We start from the raw sequence: 21,903 nt of genomic DNA on the forward strand, positions 1-21,903 counted from the left end.
GCCCTCCCCAGTTCTTGGTATGTCGCTGCCTATCCGGATTTGATGAGATGCGAGCAGTCATCAAGTTCACAGGTAATCTTCATGCAGCAAAGCAGCGGTATAAATGGTGCAAACTTGGTCGATCCGGCACTTCGCGCCATGTTCGAGGCGCGCAAGCGCGTGTTCGTGGATCTTCTTGGGTGGGACGTTCCGGTGCTCGACGGGACCTTTGAAATCGACCAGTTCGATACGCCCTCGGCCGCCTATCTCGTCCTCACCGGCGAAAAGTGCGAGCATCGCGCATCGGCCCGGCTCCTGCGTTCTGATGGACCTCATATCTTACGCGATCTCTTTCCGCAGCTGTGCACCGGACCTGTTCCGCAGGATGAGGCATTTCGCGAGATTACCCGATTCTGTATCGATCCCACGTTGCCGCGCGCTGATCGCCGGAGTGTCCGCAACCAGCTCGTCTCCGCACTCGCCGATTTTGCAATATCGGAAGGGATCTCTGGTTATTCGGCGGTCGCCCCAGTGCCCTGGTTCCGTCAGATCGCCCAGTTCGGCTGGCGCTGCCAGCAGCTTGGACCGTGCGTTTCTATCGATGGGCAGCAGCTTGTCGCTCTTCGGATCGACATCGACCAAGATACACGCGCGCAACTCGCCAACGCAGGGATCTACTGCCGCAATCCTAAGCCGGAAGCCTATGGCGGCATGGAGCTGGCAGCATGACTGGGCCGAGGGAGGCGCATTGGCTCGATCAGCTGCAAGAGGATGGCTATTGCATCATTCCGCAGCTTGTCGCCGAGCAACAGATCGCCGCACTCGATGCCGACCTGGAAGGTGCATTTGCGCAGGCGCCCCTCGGCAAGGGAGACTTCTATGGCCATCGGACCAAACGGTTTGGAAGCCTGCTTCGCCGGTCGCAGGTCGCAGGCGATCTAGTCCTGCAGCCGCTAGTCCTATCGCTCGCCCGCGCAATTCTCGGCAGCGCCTGCGACCGGATACAGCTCAATGTCGCCCAGGCGATCGCGATCCATCCCGGCGAGATAGAACAGTTTCCGCATTGCGATCAGGATATGTGGGCAGGCCGCAAGGGCGATCACGAATATCTTCTCAACGTCATCTGGCCGCTGACCGAATTTACTCGCCTCAATGGCGCGACACGCATCTACCCCGGGACGCACAGGAAGCCTGTCGACAATCTCGAAAGTCTCGACGATCCCATAGTAGCTGTTTGCAAGCCCGGCGATGCGATCTGCTTTCTCGGCTCCACCGTCCATGGAGCGGGACCAAACCAGACCGAGGATGTCCGCCGCGGTGTCGTAATCGGCTACAGTCTCGGCTGGCTCAAACCCTACGAGAATCTCTGGCTGGCCTATCCACCAGCAGTAGCAAAAGAGTTCTCTCCCGAACTCGCCGAGCTCGCCGGATATGTGCAGCACCGTCCGAACCTGGGTAATTTCGAAGGGCAATGCCCGTCGGTTTTGCTGAGCGACAAGGTGCCCGAATTCCCTCAGGCAACCGATAGTCTGCGCCCCGACCAGAAAGAAGCGGTTCGTGAGTTCGCCAAGACGCGCCGCGGCGGACGATGAGTCCCGCTCACGTCCTCGAGCCTACGTACAGGCGGTTGAAAGATGCATTGCTGGAAGGGCGCTTCCGGGCCGGTACGAAGCTTGAGGCGATGCGACTCGCTGACGATTTCGGAGTGAGCATGACGCCGGTAAGAGACAGCCTGAACCAGCTTGTCGGTGAAGGGCTGGTCGACCTCACGCCCGGCGAAGGATTTCGCGTACCGCTGCTTACCGAACAGGCCTTGCGCGACATTCTGCAAGTCAACGCCCTGCTTTTGGAGCAGGCTCCCGACAACGATCACAAATCACTGACAATCAACGAAGGATCAAACGACACGCGAGGTGCTTATGCCGACCGATTGGCGCGCGCCTTCAGAGACATCGCGGCAAGCTCAGGCAATCGGTTTCGCGTACATTTGGTCGAACGCATTAGCGACAGACTCCATCCGCTACGTGAACTCGAGCCGGTGATTTGGCCTGGCGCGCCGCATGCCCTTGAGCAAATTGAGCGAAAAGCGCAGCAAGGGTTCGATGGCTCAAACCGAGCGGTACGCGCATATCATCAACACATTGAGGATCTGGTACCCGCTCTTGTCGGACGTTTGAACCAGCAGACGCCCTAGCCCTCGCCAATATTTTAGGTCGTCTCCCCACTCTCGGACAGAACCGTCGCGAGGTGGTCATTCCAGGCATCGAGCGCCTGGCGCTTTTCGTCCTTCCAGTCGTGGCGCTGGTAGATGCCGGCGACTCCGGCGCGAGATCCGCCCACATGGTTGAGAACGGCTTCGGTGACTTCAAACCGAACGCCAAGCCGCTGGAAGTTCGTTGCGAGGGTTCGTCGTAGATCATGAAGGCGCCAGGCTTCGAGCGGCTCTTCGCAACGTTCCTCGATCAGGCTGTCGAGCTTCACCTTCCCTTTGGCGTATCCCGTAAAGCCCGCCCCGCTAGCTGTCGCGAAAACACGGCCCTTACGCGGCCACCTCTCGCCGCGAGCCTCCCGGTCGAGCTCGGCGATTGCAAGATCGTTGAGGGGAATGGAGTTAGGTTCTCCGTTCTTGGTTCGAGATCCGGGCAGGGTCCATAATCTTTCGCTGCGACTGAGCTCCTGCCAGTGCATCCCGGAGACTTCTTCACGGCGCTGTCCGGTTACGATCAGAAGCCTGACAATTGGACCAAAGCAGCGATGACATTCCGGCGCCGCATTCCAGATATGGCGGAGTTCGCCATCCTTGAGCCAGCGCTCTCGTGGCTTGACCGGAGGCGGCGTTTCCATGCCCTCCATCGGATTGCGATCGATATCTCCGCGACTGACGGCCCAGCGAAACAGGCGGCGCATAACGGCAAAGACATTTCGCCGGTTTGCCACCTGCTTGGGCGGCATCTGATCGAGAACCGAAACGACGTCGATCTTCGTAATCGCTGGCAGCGCCTTCATTCCGAATGTGGGCTTGAGGTAGAGGCGAATGGATCGCTCCACGAGGCGACGCCATCCCTCGCGTTTGCAGGAGCGAGTGAAGAGGTCAGCGTAATTCGAGAAGGCGAGGTCGACAGCTTCCCGGCGGCGCTGCTTTTCCGCATCAACCGGATCAATGCCCTGCGCAACAATCACCAACAATCGCTCAGCTTCCAAGCGTGCAGTAGTCGGTGTCCAAGGCGATCCATGTGATCCGATCGTGAAACGACGGGTCTTCGCTTCTCGTCCGCCCATTCGGAACTGGATTATGTAACTGATTGATCCAGCAGTTGTAATCTTGACGCCAAAGCCCTTGAGATCGGTGTCCCAAAGATAGTTTTCCTTTGGTCCAACCGGGAGCGAATCGACCGTGCGCTTGCTGATTTTTCCTGTTGCCATGCGATACCTCGTGGCCTTTTCTGGCAATCACCGGGTAATCACGCAAGCGGAAAAAGGGGCGAATTGGAGGCAATTCTGGCGTAAGTGATTTGCGCTAAGTCGTTGTTTTTACAACATCAGCGTAGTCTAGCGTCGCCTGAATCGAAAGTACCAGACCTCATGCCCATAGACGGTGCGGGCCTTGTGTTCGTAGCGCGTTTCGGGCCATCCTGACGGGCGGTTCTGCCAGCTGGCCGGGCCATCGACGATCCATTCAAAGGCGTCGCCGAAGCGCCGCATGACCATCAGGGCGTGGCGCAGGTAGACGGCGTGGTCGGTGCCGAAGCGGAATTCACCGCCCGGTTTCAGCTTGTCGGCGAACATGCGGACCGGGCCATCGTTCATCATGCGGCGCTTGGCATGCTTGTTCTTGGGCCAAGGATCGGGGTGCAGGAGATAGAGCATGGTCAGCGCGCCGTCGGGCACGCGGCGCAGCACTTCAAGCGCATCGCCATGGTGGATGCGGACATTTGCGAGCGTGCGGTCGCGGACGTGGGTGAGGGCCTGGGCGACGCCGTTTACGAAGGGTTCCGCGCCGATGAATCCATGATCGGGCAGCAGATCGGCGCGTTCGGCGAGATGTTCCCCGCCGCCGAAACCGATTTCGAAATGCAGCGGGCGGTCGAAACCGAAGAGGGTTTCCGACGTCACCGGCCCTTCGTCGGGCACGGAAATCTGCGGTAGCAGGCGGTCGACCAGGTCCTGCTGCGATGCGCGCAGGGGCTTGCCCTGGCTGCGCCCGTACAGCCGGTTGAGAGTGGTCGGGTCACCTTCCTTGAATGCGCTCATGGCGCGGGCGACTAACGATCCGCCCCCCGTGCGTCCAGATGGTACGCATGTCGATCATACGTTTGATCGGGCGAAAATTCCGTCTGTTCGGCAGGGTTGAACCGCCGGGCAACCGCAGTCTAGGGGCCGCGCATGCAAAGACTGCTAGACGATTACTCCGGCCTCCCGCTGTGGCTCCAGTCGCTCATCGCCCTGTGCGCGCTGGCGGTGGCGGCGCTGACGGTCAACTGGCTGCTGAAGAAGGTCCTGCTGCGCATCGCCGCACCCTATCTGGATGCACGGTCCGATACGGTGGACCGGTCGGCGGCGTGGCTCACCACGGTGATACCCCTGCTGCTCGTCTCGCGCGGGATCGGCCTGGTGCCGCGCCTGCCGGAAGAAGTCGTGAACGTGACGGTCAACATCGCGCGCACGATGATCGTCCTGTCGATCGCCATGGCGATCGGCGGTGCGCTGGATTACGCGAACGAGCTCTATTCCCGCCGCCCGGAATCGCGCAGTCGCCCGATCAAGGGATATGTGCAGGTCGTGAAGATCGCCATCTACTTCGGGGCGGCGATCCTGATGATCGCGGTGCTGATCGAGCAATCGCCGCTGCTGCTGCTATCGGGCCTCGGCGCGATGGCAGCGGTGTTGATGCTGGTGTTCAAGGACACGATCCTGAGCCTGGTGGCGAGCGTCCAGTTGAGCAGCAACGACATGCTGCGGGTCGGCGACTGGATCGAAATGCCCGGCATGAACGCGGATGGCGACGTGGTCGATATCGCCCTGCACACGGTGAAGATCCGCAATTTCGACAAGACCATCACGACGATTCCGACGCACAGGCTCATCGCGGACAGCTTCCGCAACTGGCGCGGGATGAACGAGAGCGGCGGGCGGCGCATCAAGCGCGCGCTGGTCGTCGATCAGAATTCGATCCGCTTCCTGGACGAGAAGGAAACCGACGATCTCAAGCGCTTCAGGCTGCTGGACGATTACCTGGCCAGCAAGCAGGAGGAGATTGCCGAATGGAACCGGCATGAACTGTCCAGCGATTGCGACACGATCAATGCGCGCCGGATCACCAATATCGGCACGTTGCGCGCCTATGTGATCGCCTATCTCAAGAGCCATCCGCGCATTGCGGGGGCAGGGTTCACGCTGATGGTGCGCCAGCTACCGCCGGGGCCGCAGGGCCTGCCGCTGGAAATCTACTGCTTCACCGACACGGTGGAGTGGCCGCAATACGAAGCGATCCAGGCCGACATCTTCGATCATATGCTGGCCATCCTGCCCGAGTTCGGCCTGCGCATCTTCCAGCATCCGAGCGGGCAGGACTTCGCGCAGCTTGCGATCAGGGCCGAATAGGAAACGCCCCGGAAGCGCGATGGCTGTCCGGGGCGTCTCATGATCCCGTCCAGGGATATGCAGTGTCAGGCGGCTTCCGCCTCTTCGTTCGGGTCGCGCAGCACATAGCCGCGGCCCCATACGGTCTCGATGTAATTTTCGCCGCCGCAGGCATGGCTGAGCTTCTTGCGCAGCTTGCAGATGAAGACGTCGATGATCTTGAGTTCGGGTTCGTCCATGCCGCCGTAAAGGTGGTTGAGGAACATTTCCTTGGTCAGCGTGGTGCCCTTGCGGAGCGAAAGCAGCTCCAGCATGGCGTATTCCTTGCCGGTGAGGTGAACGCGGGCGCCATCGACTTCGACGGTCTTGGCGTCAAGGTTGACGGCCAGCTTGCCGGTACGGATGACCGACTGGCTGTGTCCCTTGGAACGGCGCACTACGGCGTGAATGCGGGCGACCAGTTCTTCGCGGTGGAAGGGCTTGGTCACGTAATCGTCGGCACCGAAGCCGAACGAGCGGATCTTGCTGTCCATTTCGGCAATGCCCGAAAGGATCAGGACCGGCGTCTGCACTTTGGCGACGCGGAGTTTCTTGAGCACGTCGTAACCGTGCATGTCGGGCAGGTTCAGATCGAGCAGGATGATGTCGTAATCATACAGCTTGCCGAGATCCAAGCCTTCTTCGCCGAGGTCGGTCGAGTAGACATTGAAGCCTTCGGTCGTGAGCATGAGCTCGATGGCCTTGGCCGTTGTCGGCTCGTCTTCGATCAGCAGTACACGCATTGGGATGTCCCCCGTTGGTTCCCTAGTGTCCGTCGGTAACACCCATAGAGGTGTTGTCCTGTATTAACCACATTTGGTCTGAAGGAAAAAGGTTAACGCGAAGTAAAGTGCGTTAACTTTTTTCCCTGTGGCAGACAGGTGTCAGAGTGCCGCCAGCTTCTTCTGCCGCCGCCGTTGCGCGCTGGACCCGATCCCGATCGCCTCGCGATATTTGGCGACCGTGCGCCGTGCGAGATCGTAGCCTTCCTGCTTGAGAAGGCCGGCCAGAGCCTCGTCCGAGAGGACTTTCTTTGGGTCTTCGGCATCGCACAAGGCGCGGATGCGCGCCTTGATCGCTTCGGCAGAGGCGCCTTCGCCATCGGCCGCGGCGACGCCGCTGGAGAAGAAATATTTCAGTTCGAACGTGCCGCGCGGGCAGGACAGATATTTGTTGCTGGTAACGCGGCTGACGGTCGATTCGTGCATTTCGATCTTCTCGGCCACTTCGCGCAAGGTCAGCGGCCGCATCGCCGTTACCCCTTCGCGGAAGAATCGCTCCTGCCGTTTCACGATTTCGGCCGACGTCTTGAGAATCGTCTTCTGCCGCTGGTCGAGCGCCCGGATAAGCCAGTCGGCTTCACCGAGCTGTTCGTTGAGCCAGCTTTGCGAAGCCTTGTCGCGCGCCCCGCCTTTCAGTTCGAGATAGTATTCGCGGTTAACCACGAGCCGGGGGAGGCTTGCTTCGTTGAGGCGGATGTCCCACCCATCGGCGCTGGGGGTAACCAGTACGTCGGGCACCACCGCGCCTTCATCGCCGCCTGCATGGGCGAGACCGGGCTTGGGATCGTAACTGCGCAATTCGGCCAGCATGTCGGCGAAGTCTTCATCGTCGACTTCGCACATGCGTTTGAGCCGCCCGATGTCGCCGGCTGCAACCAGGTGGAGATTGTCGATCAGCCGCGCCATGCACGGATCGTAGCGATCGGCTTCGCGCGCCTGCAGTGCCAGGCATTCCGCCAGCGACCGCGCGCCCACGCCGGTGGGATCGAGCGACTGGACGGTGGCCAGCGCCCGTTCGGCCTCTGCCAGCGGGATGCCCAGTTCATCGGCCACCTGCCGCAGATCGGTCAGCAGATAGCCGGCCTCGTCGAGTTCGCCGATAATCCGCAGGGCGATGAGCGCCTCGCGTTCGTCATGGGCGACGAGGCCGATCTGACTGGCAAGGTGGTCCGACAGGGTCGGGCTGCCGGAAGACCGGTTTTCCAGATCCGGCAGTTCGGCACCGCTGGCGATGTCCCCGCGGCTCCAGTCGCCGCCTTCGCCGTGAATGAAATCGCCCGGTGCAGCTTCCGGATCGAGCGCATGGTCGGCGACATCGAGCGCGCCCTCGCCGCCGAAATCGGGCGCGCTGTCATGCTCCGACGGTTCGGCAGGCGAATCCTCGCCCGCTTCGCGCCGGACTTCGCCCATTTCGAGGAGCGGGTTCGATTCGAGCGCTTCGGCAACGAAGGTTTCGATTTCGAGATTGGACAGCGCCAGCAGCTTGATCGCCTGCTGGAGCTGGGGCGTCATTACCAGCGACTGGGTTTGCCGGATATCGAGGCGCGGCCCCAGCGCCATGAGCTAGATCCTCGCGATAGCGGGCATCACAGGGTGAAGCTCTCGCCCAGATAGAGGCGGCGGACGTTTTCATCCGCCACCAAGGCTTCCGGCGTGCCGGCAAAGAGCACCTGACCGCCATAGATGATGCAGGCCCGGTCCACGATCTCCAGCGTTTCGCGCACGTTGTGATCGGTGATCAGAACGCCGATCCCGCGAGTCTTGAGATCTTTGACCAGGTCGCGAATGTCGCTGATGGACAGGGGGTCGATCCCGGCGAACGGTTCGTCCAGCAGCATGATCGACGGCTTGGCCGCCAGTGCGCGGGCGATTTCGGCGCGGCGCCGTTCACCACCCGAAAGCGCCATGGCGGGGCTGGAGCGCAGGCGGGTAAGGCCGAATTCGTCCAGCAGCCGTTCCAGTTCCTGCGTGCGTGTGTCGGCATCGGGTTCGACCATTTCGAGCACGCAATTGATGTTCTGTTCGACCGTCATCCCGCGAAAGATGCTGGTTTCCTGCGGCAGATAGCCGAGGCCGAGGATGGCGCGGCGATACATGGGGAGATTGGTCACATCTTCCCCATCCATCAGGATGCGGCCCGCATCGGGACGCACGAGCCCCATGATGGAATAGAAACAGGTAGTCTTGCCGGCCCCGTTCGGGCCGAGCAGGCCGAGGACTTCGCCCTTGCCCACCGAGAGCGAAATATCCGTCAGGACAGCGCGATTGTCATAGCTCTTGGCTATGGAAATGACTTCCAGTCCCCCCTGCGGGATGGGAGGGGCGGCTTCGTGGACCGCGTCGTTGTCAGGGCTCATCTCTACATCCGCCATGGGCGCGACATAGCACGCGTTCCAGCCATGAGAACCCCGCATGCGGCCCTTTTCGACCAACTGGCAGGATTCGTGCATGGACGATGTGCCGCACCATATATGGACAAGTGGAGCATGCGTGCGCACGATTGCTTGCCAGGGTGCGGCATTTTTGAAACAATGCGATTCGAGAAGGGGTAGAGAGGAACAGTGCAATGAGCAAAGCGCTCTATGAAAAGGACATCGCAAGCGGGCACCGGACAAGCAGGGCTCGCGACTGGCGACGATCCATGAGCGACAATGTCGCATTCGCACTGTTGGTCTATACCGGCCTTCAGATATTCATGACTGTCAACGCGATGAAAGACGGCGTTTCTTCCATCGTCCCCTATCTCGCCCTCGTCATTCTGGTGGGCGGCATCATTCCTGCCTGCCGCTGGTTCGAGCGGCGCTGGTCGGGACTGTCCGACGCCAGGGCGGCCGACCCGGACATGAAGCCGGCCTTCCGCCGCGACCAGATCATGCTCTGGCTGCTGGCCATCGGCCTGCCTGTCGTACTGACGATGTTCTTCAAGCTGCTCTTCTCCTGATCCATTCACCGGTTGTCAGCGGGAAGGGCGCGCCCTACCTCGCGCGGATGATTGCACACTTCCGGCTGAAGCCATGATCGGGCCCGACACCGCGCTGGCCCGTTGCCAGGACCTGATCCAACTGGCCCGCAAGATGGGGGCGGACGAGGCCGATGCCGTCGCCCGCGCATCCGCTTCCGAAAGTGTCGGCGTGCGCCTCGGTGCCCTGGAGGAAGTCGAGCGATCGGAAAGCGAAGAGATCGGCCTGCGCGTGTTCGTCGGGCGGCGATCGGCATCGATCAGCACCAGCGATTTTGCGCCCGAAGGGTTGAAACTGCTGGCGGAACGCGCGGTTGAAATGGCGCGGCTGGCCCCGGAAGATCCCTATGGCGGGCTGGCCCCGGCCGATGCGCTGTTCAGCGGCGATGGCGTCGATCTGGATCTGCACGACGGGGTCGACCCGTCGCCGGAAGAATTGCGCGAAGCCGCGCTGGCCGCCGAAGATGCGGCGCGCGCCGTTGACGGGGTCACCAATTCCAACGGCGGCAGCGCATCGGCATCCCGGTCGGTCTTCGCACTTGCGGCCACCAACGGTTTTGCCCGCGGATATTCCGGGGGATCGCACACGTTCTCCGCTAGCGTCGTGGCAGGCGAAGGCGCCGACAAGCAGACCGATTATGCCTATCGCACGCAGCGCCACCGCAGCGATCTTCCCGACCCGGCCGGTATCGGACAGGAAGCGGGCGAGCGCGCGGTGCGCAAGGTGCGCCCGGTGTCGATCCCGTCGGGCAAGATGCCCGTGGTGTTCGACCCGCGCGTGGGTGGCGGCATCATCGGCCACCTGCTCGGCGCGATGTCCGCGCCTTCCATCGCACGCAAGGCGAGCTTCCTGATCGGGCGGAAAGACGAGCAGCTTTTCGACAGTGCCATCCGTATCGCCGAAGATCCGCAGCGCCTGCGGGGCCTGCGGTCGCGCAATTACGACGGGGAGGGCGTGGCCAGCGTGCCGCGCGATCTGGTGTCGAACGGCCGTATCTTCGGCTGGCTGACCAATGTCGCCAGTGCCGCCCAGCTCGACCTGGGCCTGACCGGCCATGCCAGCAGGGGCGGGGGCGGATCGCCGGGCGTGGCGGCGGGCAATATCTATCTGGCCGCAGGCGAACCGAGCGTTGCCCAACTGATCGCCGATATCGAGGATGGCCTGTTCGTCACCGACCTGTTCGGTCAGGGCGTCAATCTGGTGACCGGCGATTACAGCCGCGGTGGGAGCGGGCTGCGCATCCGCAATGGCGAGCTGGCCGAACCCGTGGCCGAAATCACCATCGCCGGGACGCTGCCGGAAATGTTCCGCGCACTCGTACCGGCCAGCGATCTGGAACTGGTGCGCGGGCTGGATGTGCCGACCTTCCGCATCGACGGCATGTTCGTGGCGGGGCAGTGATACGGCTGTTCGCCCTACTGGCCCTGCTGCTGGCAGTGCCGGCGGCGGCCCAGCTCGAGGCGCCGTCCGATCCGGTTGCAACGCCGACCCCGGAGCAGACGATCGCAGCGACGCGCGATGCCGGCGACGACGAGCGGATCGCAGAGCGGATCTCCGGCATTTTCTCCGAGCTGCCCGCCTTTCGCGGCGTGGACATCATGGTGCGGGAAGGCGTGGTCTCGCTGTCGGGTACGGTGCCCAAGTCGGAAGACGTGAGCCGCGCCGAAGCCATCGCCAGCCGGGTATCGGGGGTGGTGACGGTCGAGAACGGGCTCGAGCGCGACCTGTCGCTGTCGGCGGGGAGTGCGGGGATTTCCAATCTGGCCGACCGCTGGAACGGCTTCCTCAGAATGCTGCCGCTGATTGCCGCGGCGCTGGCCGTGTGGGCGATCATCGCCCTGTTCGGCTATCTCCTGGCGGGGCTGGGGCGCGTGTGGCACCGCATCGCTCCCAACAGCTTCCTGGCAGAACTGATCTCCAGCGCGATCCGTTTCGTATTCGTGGTGCTGGGGCTGGTCATCGCGCTCGACATCATCGGGGCGACGGCGCTGCTGGGCGCGGTTCTGGGCGGAGCAGGGCTGATCGGTATCGCGCTGGGATTTGCGATGCGCGACACGATCGAAAACTACGTCGCATCGCTCATGCTGTCGCTGCGGCAGCCCTTTCGCGCGAACGACCATGTGGTGATCGACGATCTCGAAGGGCGGGTCATTCGCCTGACGAGCCGCGCCACCGTGCTGATGACGCTGGACGGCAATCAGCTGCGCATTCCCAACGGGCAGGTCTTCAAGGCGGTCATCCTCAATTACACCCGCAACCCGCAGCGCCGGTTCGATTTCGATCTGGGCGTGGATGCGGACGACGATCCAACGGCGGCGCTGAAGCTGGGGCGCGATACGCTGGCGGGCCTGCCCTTCGTGCTTGCCGAGCCGCCGCCTGAAGCGCGGATCGAAGAAGTCGGCGATTCCAATATCGTGCTGAAATTCCTCGGCTGGATCGACCAGGGCGAGGCGGATTTCTTCAAGGCGCGAACCCGCGCGATCGCGACGCTCAAGGTGGCGCTGGAAGAAGCGGGCTTTGCCTTGCCGGAACCGATCTACCGCCTGCGCTTCGATTCGCGTTCGGCCACCATCCCGATGATGCCTGCAGGCGAATCAGGCAAGGTCGCGACCAGCGAGGCAAGGCCCTCGAAGCCATCGCTCGAAACGATTGCCGAGGCGGAGGACATCCGGCCTGCAAACGAAATCGGCGAGATGGTGGAACAGGAGCGAAGGCGCGGCGGGAGCGAGCAGGAAAAGGACCTGCTCGACCACTCGCGCCCCGTCGAATAGCGCCTAGTTCGAGCTGTTGTAGCGCTCGACGCTTTCCAAAATGATGCGCTTGGCTTCGGCCGCATCGCCCCAATTGCCGATCCGCACCCACTTTTCCTTTTCCAGGTCCTTGTAGTGGGTGAAGAAGTGCTCGATCTGCTGGAAGATGATGCTCGGCAGATCCTTGGTTTCGGCGACATCCGAATAGTAAGGGAAGGTCGTGTCGATCGGCACGCAGACGAGCTTTTCGTCGCCGCCATGTTCATCCTCGAGATTGAGCACACCGATCGGACGGGCCCGCACCACGCAGCCGGGAATGAAGGGGCTGCGCGAAATGACCAGCGCGTCGAGCGGGTCGCCATCGGGCGAAAGCGTGTGCGGCACGAAGCCGTAGTTCGCAGGATAGCGCATCGGCGTGTGCAGGATGCGGTCGACGAACAGGGCGCCCGATTCCTTGTCGAATTCGTACTTTACCGGTTCGCCGCCGGTCGGGACCTCGATAATGACGTTGAGGCTTTCGGGCGGATTGTCGCCGGTCGGAATCATTTCGATGCGCATTGCAGCTAATCTCTCGTTGTGGTCGGCCCCTCTCCCCAGAAAGACTTCGCGCCGCGCCTTATAGTCCGTCCGTCCGGCTAGCAACCCGCCTTGCTGCCTATTTCGTGCGCGCTGCCAGAAGGCGATCGAGACCCTGGGTGCCGCCCGATACCGGTTCGATCCACGGATAGCGCAGGCCGCCGTGATAGGGGATTTCCAGAGTATCGAAGCGTTCGCCCCGCTTGACCAGCAAGGTGATCGGTTCGCTGCCGTCCTTGGCCGCGGTCACCGCATCGCGAATGACGTCCTTGGAATAGGCATCGCCGTTGACCGCGACGATCGTGGCGCCGTTGACGATACCGGCATCGAATGCAGGCCCATCCCACAAGGTGGAGGACACCTTGCCGTCGCCATCGAGAACGACGCCGAGCGAATAGAACAGGTCCAGCGACTTGCCGCTGGAACTGCGCCCTTCGGCATAGGGGTTCGGCGTGTCTTTCCAGACGAGGCGGTAGCCGGCTTTTTCGAGACCGCGCACGGGGGCGGGCTGGTCGGGCTGGCGCAGCCGTGTGTCGAGGAATTCGGCCCAGTCGTAGGGATAGATCGCATTCAGCGTCTCGACGATTTCGTCGAAATCATAGGTCGACACGCCCCAGTCGCCATCGCTCTTGCCGAAGAATGCCTTGGCGAAGTCGTCGAGACCCTTGCGCCCCCTGGTGCCTTCGCGGATGATCTGGTCCGCTTCCAGCCAGGTGAGCGCGCCTTCGACATAATAGTCCTCGCTACGCTGGAGGGAACTGTAGGGCAGGGGACGCCGCGAATTGGTGATCGGGTCGTAAGTCGTATCCTCGACACTGCGCCAGGCACGGCCGGGCTGGCCTTCGGAATAATTGGCCACGGCATTGGCGAACATGCCCAGCACCGTGTCCTTTCCCTGCAGACCCGAACGAGCCGCCAGCACCCAACCCCAGAACTGAGTCTGGCCTTCGTACACCCACATCAGCGAGTTCTGCATCGGGGTGCGATAGTCGGGCGTCCACAGGCCCTCTGGCCGGCGGAATTTGCCGTTCCAACTGTGAACCAGTTCGTGGCTGACGACGTTGCGGGCCCAATCCATCTTTTCCCAGTCGATCAGCGCTTCCGGCTCGTACTGGTTTTCGCTGGACCGGTGATGCTCCAGCCCGATCCCGCCCATGCGGTCCGTCATTGCCAGCAGGAAATTGTAGTGATCGAAATGGCGCGCGCCGAAAACCGCATCCGCCTCGTCGATCAGCTTTTCGAAGGTGCGCAGGTTTTGAGGTGCAAGCTCGAGATATTTGGGCGCGTCGGCCACCGCATCGAGCGTGACTTCGGGATCGAGCGACCATTGCTTCGCGTAACGGCCCGCGAAGATCGGCGAATCGACCAGCGTTTCGTAATCGACCGTTTCCCAGGTCACCGTGTCGCCGCTGCGCGCCTTGCCATCGAGCGCGGTGAACACTTCCCACCCTTGCGGAACGGTGACCGTAGGCTTGAACGCGATGCGGCGCGTGTAATGGCCTTCGGGGTAGAGGCTCATCGCTTCCCATTGGAGGTTGAGCATTTCCTGCGTCATCGTGATCCGTCCCTCGCGGCCGGTGACGGGTGAGGTGTGCATGAACTGTGCTGTTACTTCCGTGACACCTTCCGGTACGTCGACCACGAAGCGGAATACGTCGAGCGGATCGCGTTTCCATTCGAGCGGCTGGCCGTTGGCGCTGAAGCGGATGTTCGACAGCAGGTTGATCTGCCCGCGAGCGGAATGTTTCCCCGGCAGCCATTCGGGAAGCAGGAGGGCCAGTTCGCGCATTCCGGCAGGCACCGGGATGGTCTCGGTAACCGAATAGACCGCACGGCGGGTATCGGTGGCATCGATATCAAGTCCGATCGTTCCACCGGGCCACGGCGTATCCTGGGGCAGTGGAGTCGCATCGCTAAGTTGCGGCGCGATCGGCGCGGAGTTGGTATCCGGCTGGGCCTGGAGGGGGCTGGAGACGAGCAGGGCAGCGACGAGCGTAGCGGGAACGGTGGTGATTTTCATGGCGGTGTAGATGCTTGGATGGCCTGCGGAAGGCAAGGGCGCCCTCGACCAGCGGCACGCTCGGCTCCACCGACGTGCAGAAGGGCGGCGGCGTGCCGACCGCTTGCTGCCGAGGCCCAACGCACCTAAAGCGCGCGCCATGAGCAAGACCCCGCAAGCCATCCGTGGCACCCAGGATATTTTCGGCGCCGATGCTGAGGCTTTCGCCTTCGTGGTCGAAACCTTCGAGCGTGTGCGCAAGCTCTATCGCTTCCGCCGCGCCGAAATGCCGGTGTTCGAGAAGACCGAGGTATTCAGCCGGGCGATCGGCGAGACGACCGATGTGGTGTCGAAGGAAATGTACAGCTTCGACGATCGCGGCGGCGAGAGCCTGACCCTGCGTCCCGAATTCACCGCCGGTATTGCCCGCGCCTTTCTTTCCAATGGCTGGCAGCAACATGCCCCGGTAAAGCTGGCGACGCATGGGCCGCTGTTCCGTTACGAGCGCCCGCAGAAGGGGCGCTATCGCCAGTTCCACCAGATCGACGCCGAAATCATCGGTGCGGGGGAACCACAAGCAGACGTCGAGCTGCTGACCATGGCCGATCATTTGCTGAAGGAACTGGGCATCGAGGGTGTGACGTTGCACCTCAACACGCTGGGCGATGGCGACAGCCGCGAGGCATGGCGCGGCGCGTTGGTCGAGCACTTCCGCGAAGTGAAAGACGAACTGTCCGAAGATTCGCAGGAGCGGCTGGAGAAGAATCCCCTGCGCATTCTCGACAGCAAGGATCGCCGCGACCAGCGTTTCGTTGCCGATGCGCCGAAGATCGACGATTTCCTGACGGACGAAGCGAAAGCCTTCTTCGATGCAGTGACCAGCGGCCTCGATGCCGCGGGCGTAAACTGGACACGCGCGGAAAGCCTAGTGCGCGGGCTCGACTATTACCGCCACACGGCGTTCGAATTCATCCCCGACGAGGGTAGCGACGCGGCAGGCAAACTCGGGAGCCAGAGCACGATTCTCGGCGGCGGACGCTATGACGGGCTGATGGAAAGCCTTGGCGGTGCGGCTACGCCCGCGGTCGGTTGGGCTGCGGGGATCGAACGGTTGGCGATGCTGGTGGGCGACAAGGTCGAACCGAAAGCGGATGTGGTCGTGGTGGTTGAAAACGACGAACTTATGAATCGCGCCATCGTGGCTATCGGCAAGATCAGGGCCGCCGGACATTCCGCCGAGCTGATGGCATCGGGCAGTGCGCGCAAGCGGTTCGACAAGGCGGTCAAGGCCGGCGCTGAAACTATCGTTGCCTTCGACCTGCGCGATGGCGCGGAAAACATGCGTATCAAGGCCGAGGACGAAGCACGCGCGGCAATCGAGAAGATCCTCGGCTGATCATGCAGATACCCGCAGAACGCCTCGACCAGATCACTCATCGCTTCGCCGAGCTCGAGGCGCGGATGGCGTCTGGCCAGCTTGAAGGCGACGAATTCGTTCAGGCGAGCCGCGATTATGCCGAACTCGAACCGGTGGCGAAGGTCGCGTCCGAGGTTCAGGCGATGCGGGCGGAGCTTGTCGATCTCGAGGAAATGCTCGGCGATCCGGAAATGAAAGCGATGGCCGAAGAGGAAATCGCTGCGCTGAAGAAGCGCCTGCCCGAGGCTGAGCATTCGCTGGCCGTCGCCATGCTGCCGCGCGACAGCGCCGATGCCAAACCCGCCATGCTCGAAATCCGCGCGGGGACGGGCGGCGATGAGGCAGCGCTGTTCGCGGGCGATCTTTATCGCATGTACGAGCGTTTCGCGGCCGAGCAGGGCTGGAAGGTCGAGCCGGTCAGCATGAGCGCAAGCGAGGTCGGCGGCTTCAAGGAAATTGTTGCCAATGTCACCGGCACCGGCGTTTTCGCGAAATTGAAGTTCGAAAGCGGTGTGCACCGCGTGCAGCGCGTGCCCGAGACCGAAAGCGGCGGACGCATCCATACCTCTGCCGCGACCGTGGCGGTCCTGCCCGAGCCGGACGAGGTCGACGTGCAGATCGATCCGACCGACCTCAAGATCGACACCTATCGCGCCAGCGGTGCGGGTGGGCAGCACGTCAACACCACCGACAGCGCGATCCGCATCACGCACCTGCCCACGAACACGGTGGTCACGTGCCAGGACGGCCGCAGCCAGCACAAGAACCGCGAAAAGGCGATGCAGGTTTTGCGGACCCGGCTCTACGATGCGCAGCGCGAGGCGACGCAGGGGGCCGAAGCGGAAGCGCGCAAGGCCATGGTGGGCAGCGGCGACCGGTCCGAGCGCATTCGCACCTACAATTACCCGCAGGGCCGGGTGACCGACCACAGGATCGGTCTGACGCTGCAGAAACTGCCGCAGATCATTGCCGGGCCGGGCCTTGGCGAACTGGTCGACGCACTGATCGCCGAGGATGAGGCAAAGCGGCTTGCCGCAATGGCCGAATAAGGCCGTGGTCTGTGTGACCCGATGGATGGCCGCATGACCATTGCCGACGCGATCCGCGCGGCAGCGGAGCGGCTTAGCGCCACCAGCGATACCGCCCGGCTCGATGCCGAACTGCTGATGGCGCATGTGCTGGGCGTGTCACGTTCCCAACTGCTGCTGTTGCGGATGCGCGACGAGGCTGCGCCGCATGCGGCCGGTTTCGATCGGCTGATTGAGCGACGCGCGGCCCACGAGCCTGTGGCGCATCTGCTGGGCGTACAGGAATTCTTCGGGCTCGAATTCGCCGTGACCCCCGATACGCTGATCCCGCGCGGCGACAGCGAAACGATCGTCCAGGCAGCGCTCGATTATGCCCGGCACGATGCCCGCGTGCTCGATATGGGGACAGGGTCGGGCGCGCTGCTGCTGGCTTTCCTGCACGAGCGGCCCGATGCAAAGGGGGTGGGCATCGACGCCTCTGCTGCTGCTCTTGCCGTGGCCAGCGCCAATGGCCAGAGGTTGGGGCTGGCGAGACGCGCGCAATTTGTACAAGCGAACTGGCTGGAGGCGGGCTGGGCGCGCGATCTGGGCCGTTTCGACCTGGTGCTGTGCAATCCCCCCTATGTTGAAAGCGATGCCATCCTCGATCCCGACGTGCGCGAATTCGAACCGCCTACGGCACTGTTTGCCGGACCGGAAGGGCTTGACGACTATCGGGCCATAGTCCCACAGCTTGGCAAGCTGCTTGTGCCCGGCGGCGTCGCGATATTCGAAATCGGGGCAGGGCAGGCCGAAGCCGTCGGAGCCATCGCGAGCGAATCGGGCTTCGCCCCGGAGACGCGCCGCGACCTCGCCGATCGACCGCGCGCATTGATCCTGAGATAAAAGACTTGGCAAAGGCGATTCGAACGCTTAACTCTGGCCCCAGGCCAGTGGTGCGCGGCTAACGCCTCCCCACCGGTTCCAGCTCCGACATTGCAGTTTTGGTGCGAGGCTCCGGCCCCGCATACCATGCACAAACCGGGGCACGCGAACTGCGACAGGCGCAGGCGCGCAAGGGGTCACGCGGCCAGTTGTGGACCGGTTTTATGGTCTACGCCGCGCATTTAATGAGGACCAGCTACCCTTGAACAACAATCGCAATAATAACCGCCGTCGCGGACGCGGGAATAATCGCAATCAGGGCGGCGCCAATTCGGGCAACCGGATCGACAGCCGCGCTCGCGGCAATGCCCCGCAACTGCTCGACAAGTACAAGAAGCTTGCCCAGGACGCCCAGCATAATGGCGACCGCGTGCAGGCCGAATATTATCTGCAGTTCGCCGACCATTATTTCCGTGTCATCGCCGACAACAAGGCCCGTCAGGACGAAGCCAAGGCGAAACGCCACGACGAGCGCGGACATAATCAGTCGGACGATGACGACGACGATGACGACGGTGATGATCGCCGCAACAATCGTCGCCCGCGCGGCCGCCGCGACGATCAGGACGACGACAATCGCAAGCCGCGCGCTCGCCGCGACGATCGGGATGACGATGAAGACGAAGTGCGCCAGCCGCGCGCTCGCCGTTCCGATAACGAAGACGACGGTGCTCGCAAGCCGCGCGGTCGCAAACCGCGCAACGACGATGCAGCCGATGGCGAAAGCGAGTTCGAGCCTTCCGAAAATCCGTTCACACGCCGCGACGAAGAGGGCGAAGCACCCAAGAAGCGTCGCGCACCGCGCAAGCCGAAGACAAGCGATAGCTCTGCGGGAAGCGATGGCGGTATCGATGCCACCGTGCTGCCGCCATCGATCGGCGCGAACGATTCCGATGAAAAGCCCGCACCGCGCCGCCGTCGGCGCAAGCAGGAAGACGACAGCGAAGTAAGCGCTGTCGGTTGATCGCGCTTGCAGTGCTGACCTGACGATTTAAGGGACAGGCCGATGGAGAAAATCCCCGGCTTGGCCCGATCGCACCCGAATATTGCCGCGCTCTTGCTGGGCGCGGCATCCGCTTTCGGTTTCCAGCCCCTTCATCTGTGGCCGCTCGGCCTGGCGGCGATGGGGGCTTTCGGCTGGCTGGCCTTTCATTCGCCAAGCTGGAAACGCGCGCTTCTGGCCGGATGGCTGTTCGGCGTTGCCCATTTCACCGTTACCGACAACTGGATCGCCACAGCCTTTACCTATCAGGCGGAAATGCCCGCGATCCTCGGTTGGGCTGCCGTTCCGCTGCTGGCCCTGTATCTCGCCGTGTGGCCCGCCTTTGCCACCTGCGCGGCCTGGCTGATCGCGCGCCGGGCAAACCTCCTCGCCTTTGCCCTAGCCTTCGGCGCCATGTGGATCGCAGCCGAATGGCTGCGTAGCTGGGTTTTCAGCGGTTACAGCTGGGGGCCGTTCTCCATGATGATGCTGGGCCCGTGGGATCGACCGGGCTTTGCCGTCCTCCTGCCTTATGCCGGCAGTTATGCCCTGTCGGGGATAACGGTCGCCCTCGCCGTCGCACTTGTCTGGCTCGGGCAGGCGAAACGGTTCGTAGGCATAGGGCTTGTCTGTTTCGTGGTTGCTATGGTCTATTTCCCGGCTGGGAAGGGCCGCGACGGGAGTTTGCCGCTGACGCTGGTGCAGCCCAATTTGCGACAGGACGAGATCGACGATGCTTCCAAGTTCGAAGAACAATTCCAGCGCATTGCCGGGCTGAGCCGCGCCGAAGGTTCGCAAAGCCGGCGCCTGGTACTGTGGCCGGAAAGCGGAATCCCCGACTACCTGCGCGATGGCTATCCGCAGCGGTACTACACCCAGATGACGGCGGCGGGCGATCCCGCCTTCGCCCGCGCACGCGTGGGGCAGGCCATCGGTCCGGACAGCCTGTTGCTGACCGGTGTCGTGGACCTCGAAATCGGAATGGTAGACGGACGCGAAAAAGCGGTGGGGGCATATAATACGGTCACCTCGGTCGATCCGCAGGGTCAGTTGGGCGAGAGATACGCCAAGGCGCATCTGGTGCCGTACGGCGAATACCTGCCGATGCGCGGCCTGCTCGAGCCGCTGGGCCTTTCGCGGCTCGTTGCCGGGACAATCGATTTCATTCCGGGACCGGGCCCGCAGACCCAAGACCTGGGCGACTATGGGCGCGCGGGCATGCAGATCTGCTACGAAATCGTGTTCTCGGGCGAAGTGGTGGATCGGGCCAACCGCCCCGATTATATCTTCAACCCGTCGAACGATGGCTGGTTCGGCCTCTGGGGACCGCCGCAGCACCTTGCGCAGGCGCGAATGCGTGCTGCGGAAGAAGGACTACCGGTGCTGCGATCCACTACCACCGGGATCAGCGCCGTGATCGATGCCCGCAGCGTTGTGCGCGAGCATATCGGGCGCAATGTTGCAGGGCGGATCGATACGCTCGTACCTCCGCCGCACGCTGCCACGCCCTTCGCCCGACTTGGCCACTGGCTCACTCTGCTTTGGGGCGCCGCTTTGCTTGCGCTTTCGCTGGTTGCCATACGGCACATGGAAGGCTACCGCGGGGAAGACACATAAAGACTTCTTTATATCAGGATTTCGATCTCTATGCGCACCAGTTTCCTGTTCACATCCGAAAGCGTTTCGGAAGGGCATCCCGATAAGGTTTCGGATCAGATTTCCGACGCCATCGTAGATCTGATGCTGGCCAAGGATGCGGAAGCGCGCGTGGCTTGCGAAACCATGACGACCACCCAGCGTGTCATCCTGTCGGGCGAAATTCGCTGCGCCCCGATGTACGACGCGAATAATACCGACTGGGCCGTCAACGGGGGATGGGCTCCCGGTGCAAAGGAAGAGATCGAGCGCGCCGTTCGCCAGACCGTGCGCGATATCGGCTATGAGCAGGACGGTTTTCACTGGAAAACGCTGACCTTCGAAAACCACCTTCACGGCCAGTCATCCGAGATCGCCCAAGGCGTAGATGCAAGCGGCAACAAGGACGAAGGTGCAGGCGATCAGGGCATCATGTTCGGATTCGCATGCGACGAGACGCCTGATCTCATGCCGGCGACCCTCGACTACAGCCACAAGATCCTCGAACAGCTGGCCGCTGACCGCAAGAGCGGCACTGCACCCTTCCTCGAGCCCGACGCAAAGAGCCAGGTTACGCTGCGCTATGAAAACGGCAAGCCGGTGGCCTGCACCGCAGTGGTCGTTTCGACCCAGCATGGCAAAGGCTATCATGAGGGCGAAAAGGAAGCCGAACTCAAGTCCTATGTGAAAAAGGTGGTCGGCGACATCATGCCCGAAGGCTGGCTGACCGACGATACCGAATGGCATATCAATCCCACTGGGGCGTTCGAAATCGGCGGACCCGATGGTGATGCCGGCCTTACCGGCCGCAAGATCATTGTCGATACTTATGGCGGTGCAGCCCCGCATGGCGGCGGCGCATTCAGCGGAAAGGACCCGACCAAGGTCGACCGTTCAGCTGCCTATATCACCCGCTATCTGGCGAAGAACATCGTGGCGGCCGGACTTGCCAAGCGCTGCACCATCCAGCTGTCCTATGCGATCGGCGTATCCAAGCCTCTCTCGCTGTATGTTGATACGCACGGGACCAGTGCCGATGGCGTCACCGATGAGGCACTTGAGGACGCGATCCGCGGGATCGAGAAACTGGGTGGTCTTACCCCGCGCGGTATCCGCATGCATCTTGGACTAAACAAACCGATCTATCGCCAGAGCGCGGCGTATGGCCATTTCGGTCGTCAGGCCGATGGCGAGCACTTCCCCTGGGAGCGCACCGATCTGGTCGACGATCTGAAGGCTGCGCTAAACTAAC

The 21,903-nt window shown here is 62.5% G+C and carries 20 protein-coding genes; 13 read left to right on the forward strand and 7 right to left on the reverse strand.

The genetic code is table 11. The annotated features are described in order from the left end of the window. Positions 1-81 precede the first annotated feature (81 nt). From AC13F2_RS03960 to AC13F2_RS03970, 3 genes are read left to right on the forward strand one after another with little or no spacing between them, the layout of a single operon-like run. Complete coding sequence (locus tag AC13F2_RS03960) at positions 82-708, forward strand: acyl-homoserine-lactone synthase (protein ID WP_050775909.1); 627 nt, start codon at positions 82-84, stop codon at positions 706-708. Further along, complete coding sequence (locus tag AC13F2_RS03965) at positions 705-1,571, forward strand: phytanoyl-CoA dioxygenase family protein (protein WP_010239387.1); 867 nt, start codon at positions 705-707, stop codon at positions 1,569-1,571. The genes AC13F2_RS03960 and AC13F2_RS03965 overlap by 4 nt, the downstream gene beginning before the upstream one ends. Next, entirely contained in the window at positions 1,568-2,173 is a 606-nt protein-coding gene (locus AC13F2_RS03970) for a GntR family transcriptional regulator (RefSeq protein WP_054523346.1), read from the forward strand. Before AC13F2_RS03965 ends, AC13F2_RS03970 begins: the two co-directional genes overlap by 4 nt. 14 nt (positions 2,174-2,187) lie before the next feature. Here the strand turns inward: AC13F2_RS03970 and AC13F2_RS03975 are convergent, their stop codons facing one another. Both AC13F2_RS03975 and trmB read right to left on the reverse strand, forming a co-directional pair. Next, entirely contained in the window at positions 2,188-3,402 is a 1,215-nt protein-coding gene (locus tag AC13F2_RS03975; RefSeq protein ID WP_029140603.1) for a tyrosine-type recombinase/integrase, read from the reverse strand. A 126-nt stretch (positions 3,403-3,528) separates the two neighbouring features. Next, positions 3,529-4,230, reverse strand: a complete 702-nt coding sequence (gene trmB, locus AC13F2_RS03980; RefSeq protein ID WP_103022984.1) for a tRNA (guanine(46)-N(7))-methyltransferase TrmB — start codon at positions 4,228-4,230, stop codon at positions 3,529-3,531. A 132-nt stretch (positions 4,231-4,362) separates the two neighbouring features. On the opposite strand from trmB, the gene AC13F2_RS03985 reads away from it, so the two are divergent. Further along, positions 4,363-5,580 carry a mechanosensitive ion channel family protein gene (locus tag AC13F2_RS03985; RefSeq protein ID WP_482964377.1) on the forward strand — a complete coding sequence of 406 codons (1,218 nt, stop codon included), beginning with the start codon at positions 4,363-4,365 and terminating at the stop codon, positions 5,578-5,580. 65 nt (positions 5,581-5,645) lie between these two features. Here AC13F2_RS03985 and ctrA read toward each other — a convergent pair whose 3' ends face one another. The 3 genes from ctrA to lptB all read right to left on the reverse strand — a co-directional run bounded on the left by ctrA (position 5,646) and on the right by lptB (position 8,737). After that, the gene (gene ctrA, locus AC13F2_RS03990; protein WP_050601718.1) at positions 5,646-6,341 is read right to left on the reverse strand and encodes a response regulator transcription factor CtrA; all 696 of its coding nucleotides are present in this window, start codon (positions 6,339-6,341) and stop codon (positions 5,646-5,648) included. A gap of 141 nt (positions 6,342-6,482) precedes the next feature. After that, entirely contained in the window at positions 6,483-7,940 is a 1,458-nt protein-coding gene (gene rpoN / locus AC13F2_RS03995) for an RNA polymerase factor sigma-54 (RefSeq protein ID WP_103022986.1), read from the reverse strand. 26 nt (positions 7,941-7,966) lie between these two features. Beyond that, positions 7,967-8,737, reverse strand: coding sequence for an LPS export ABC transporter ATP-binding protein (gene lptB / locus AC13F2_RS04000; RefSeq protein ID WP_234003092.1), 771 nt, complete (start codon positions 8,735-8,737; stop codon positions 7,967-7,969). A gap of 209 nt (positions 8,738-8,946) precedes the next feature. On the opposite strand from lptB, the gene AC13F2_RS04005 reads away from it, so the two are divergent. From AC13F2_RS04005 to AC13F2_RS04015, 3 genes are all read left to right on the forward strand, one after another. Continuing rightward, positions 8,947-9,321 (forward strand): hypothetical protein, encoded by a 375-nt coding sequence (locus tag AC13F2_RS04005; protein ID WP_103022987.1) that lies wholly within the window; start codon positions 8,947-8,949, stop codon positions 9,319-9,321. A gap of 73 nt (positions 9,322-9,394) precedes the next feature. After that, on the forward strand, positions 9,395-10,741 hold the full coding sequence (locus tag AC13F2_RS04010; RefSeq protein WP_482964378.1) for a TldD/PmbA family protein: 1,347 nt from the start codon (positions 9,395-9,397) through the stop codon (positions 10,739-10,741). Beyond that, positions 10,738-12,111 carry a mechanosensitive ion channel domain-containing protein gene (locus AC13F2_RS04015; protein ID WP_482964379.1) on the forward strand — a complete coding sequence of 458 codons (1,374 nt, stop codon included), beginning with the start codon at positions 10,738-10,740 and terminating at the stop codon, positions 12,109-12,111. The genes AC13F2_RS04010 and AC13F2_RS04015 overlap by 4 nt, the downstream gene beginning before the upstream one ends. A gap of 3 nt (positions 12,112-12,114) precedes the next feature. Here AC13F2_RS04015 and ppa read toward each other — a convergent pair whose 3' ends face one another. Together ppa and AC13F2_RS04025 are read right to left on the reverse strand one after the other, a co-directional pair. Further along, positions 12,115-12,648 (reverse strand): inorganic diphosphatase, encoded by a 534-nt coding sequence (ppa, locus tag AC13F2_RS04020; protein WP_103022989.1) that lies wholly within the window; start codon positions 12,646-12,648, stop codon positions 12,115-12,117. Between the two features lie 97 nt (positions 12,649-12,745). Continuing rightward, complete coding sequence (locus AC13F2_RS04025) at positions 12,746-14,686, reverse strand: M61 family metallopeptidase (RefSeq protein ID WP_482964380.1); 1,941 nt, start codon at positions 14,684-14,686, stop codon at positions 12,746-12,748. 139 nt (positions 14,687-14,825) lie between these two features. On the opposite strand from AC13F2_RS04025, the gene hisS reads away from it, so the two are divergent. The 6 genes from hisS (at position 14,826) to metK (ending at position 21,902) form a co-directional block, all read left to right on the forward strand. Beyond that, the gene (hisS, locus tag AC13F2_RS04030) at positions 14,826-16,061 is read left to right on the forward strand and encodes a histidine--tRNA ligase (protein WP_482964381.1); all 1,236 of its coding nucleotides are present in this window, start codon (positions 14,826-14,828) and stop codon (positions 16,059-16,061) included. Between the two features lie 2 nt (positions 16,062-16,063). Beyond that, positions 16,064-17,131, forward strand: coding sequence for a peptide chain release factor 1 (gene prfA, locus AC13F2_RS04035; RefSeq protein ID WP_482964382.1), 1,068 nt, complete (start codon positions 16,064-16,066; stop codon positions 17,129-17,131). Between the two features lie 33 nt (positions 17,132-17,164). Further along, positions 17,165-17,995: a peptide chain release factor N(5)-glutamine methyltransferase gene (gene prmC, locus AC13F2_RS04040; protein ID WP_482964383.1), complete on the forward strand. Its 831-nt coding sequence runs from the start codon at positions 17,165-17,167 to the stop codon at positions 17,993-17,995. Between the two features lie 241 nt (positions 17,996-18,236). Then, on the forward strand, positions 18,237-18,998 hold the full coding sequence (locus tag AC13F2_RS04045; protein WP_196847487.1) for a DUF4167 domain-containing protein: 762 nt from the start codon (positions 18,237-18,239) through the stop codon (positions 18,996-18,998). A 42-nt stretch (positions 18,999-19,040) separates the two neighbouring features. Continuing rightward, a complete protein-coding gene (gene lnt / locus AC13F2_RS04050) occupies positions 19,041-20,633 on the forward strand; it encodes an apolipoprotein N-acyltransferase (RefSeq protein WP_482964384.1) in 1,593 nt (530 codons plus the stop codon). A gap of 30 nt (positions 20,634-20,663) precedes the next feature. Further along, positions 20,664-21,902 (forward strand): methionine adenosyltransferase, encoded by a 1,239-nt coding sequence (gene metK / locus AC13F2_RS04055; protein ID WP_482964385.1) that lies wholly within the window; start codon positions 20,664-20,666, stop codon positions 21,900-21,902. The last annotated feature ends 1 nt before the right edge of the window (position 21,903 follow it).

It is taken from the genome of Qipengyuania sp. L-5Y, assembly GCF_056859455.1.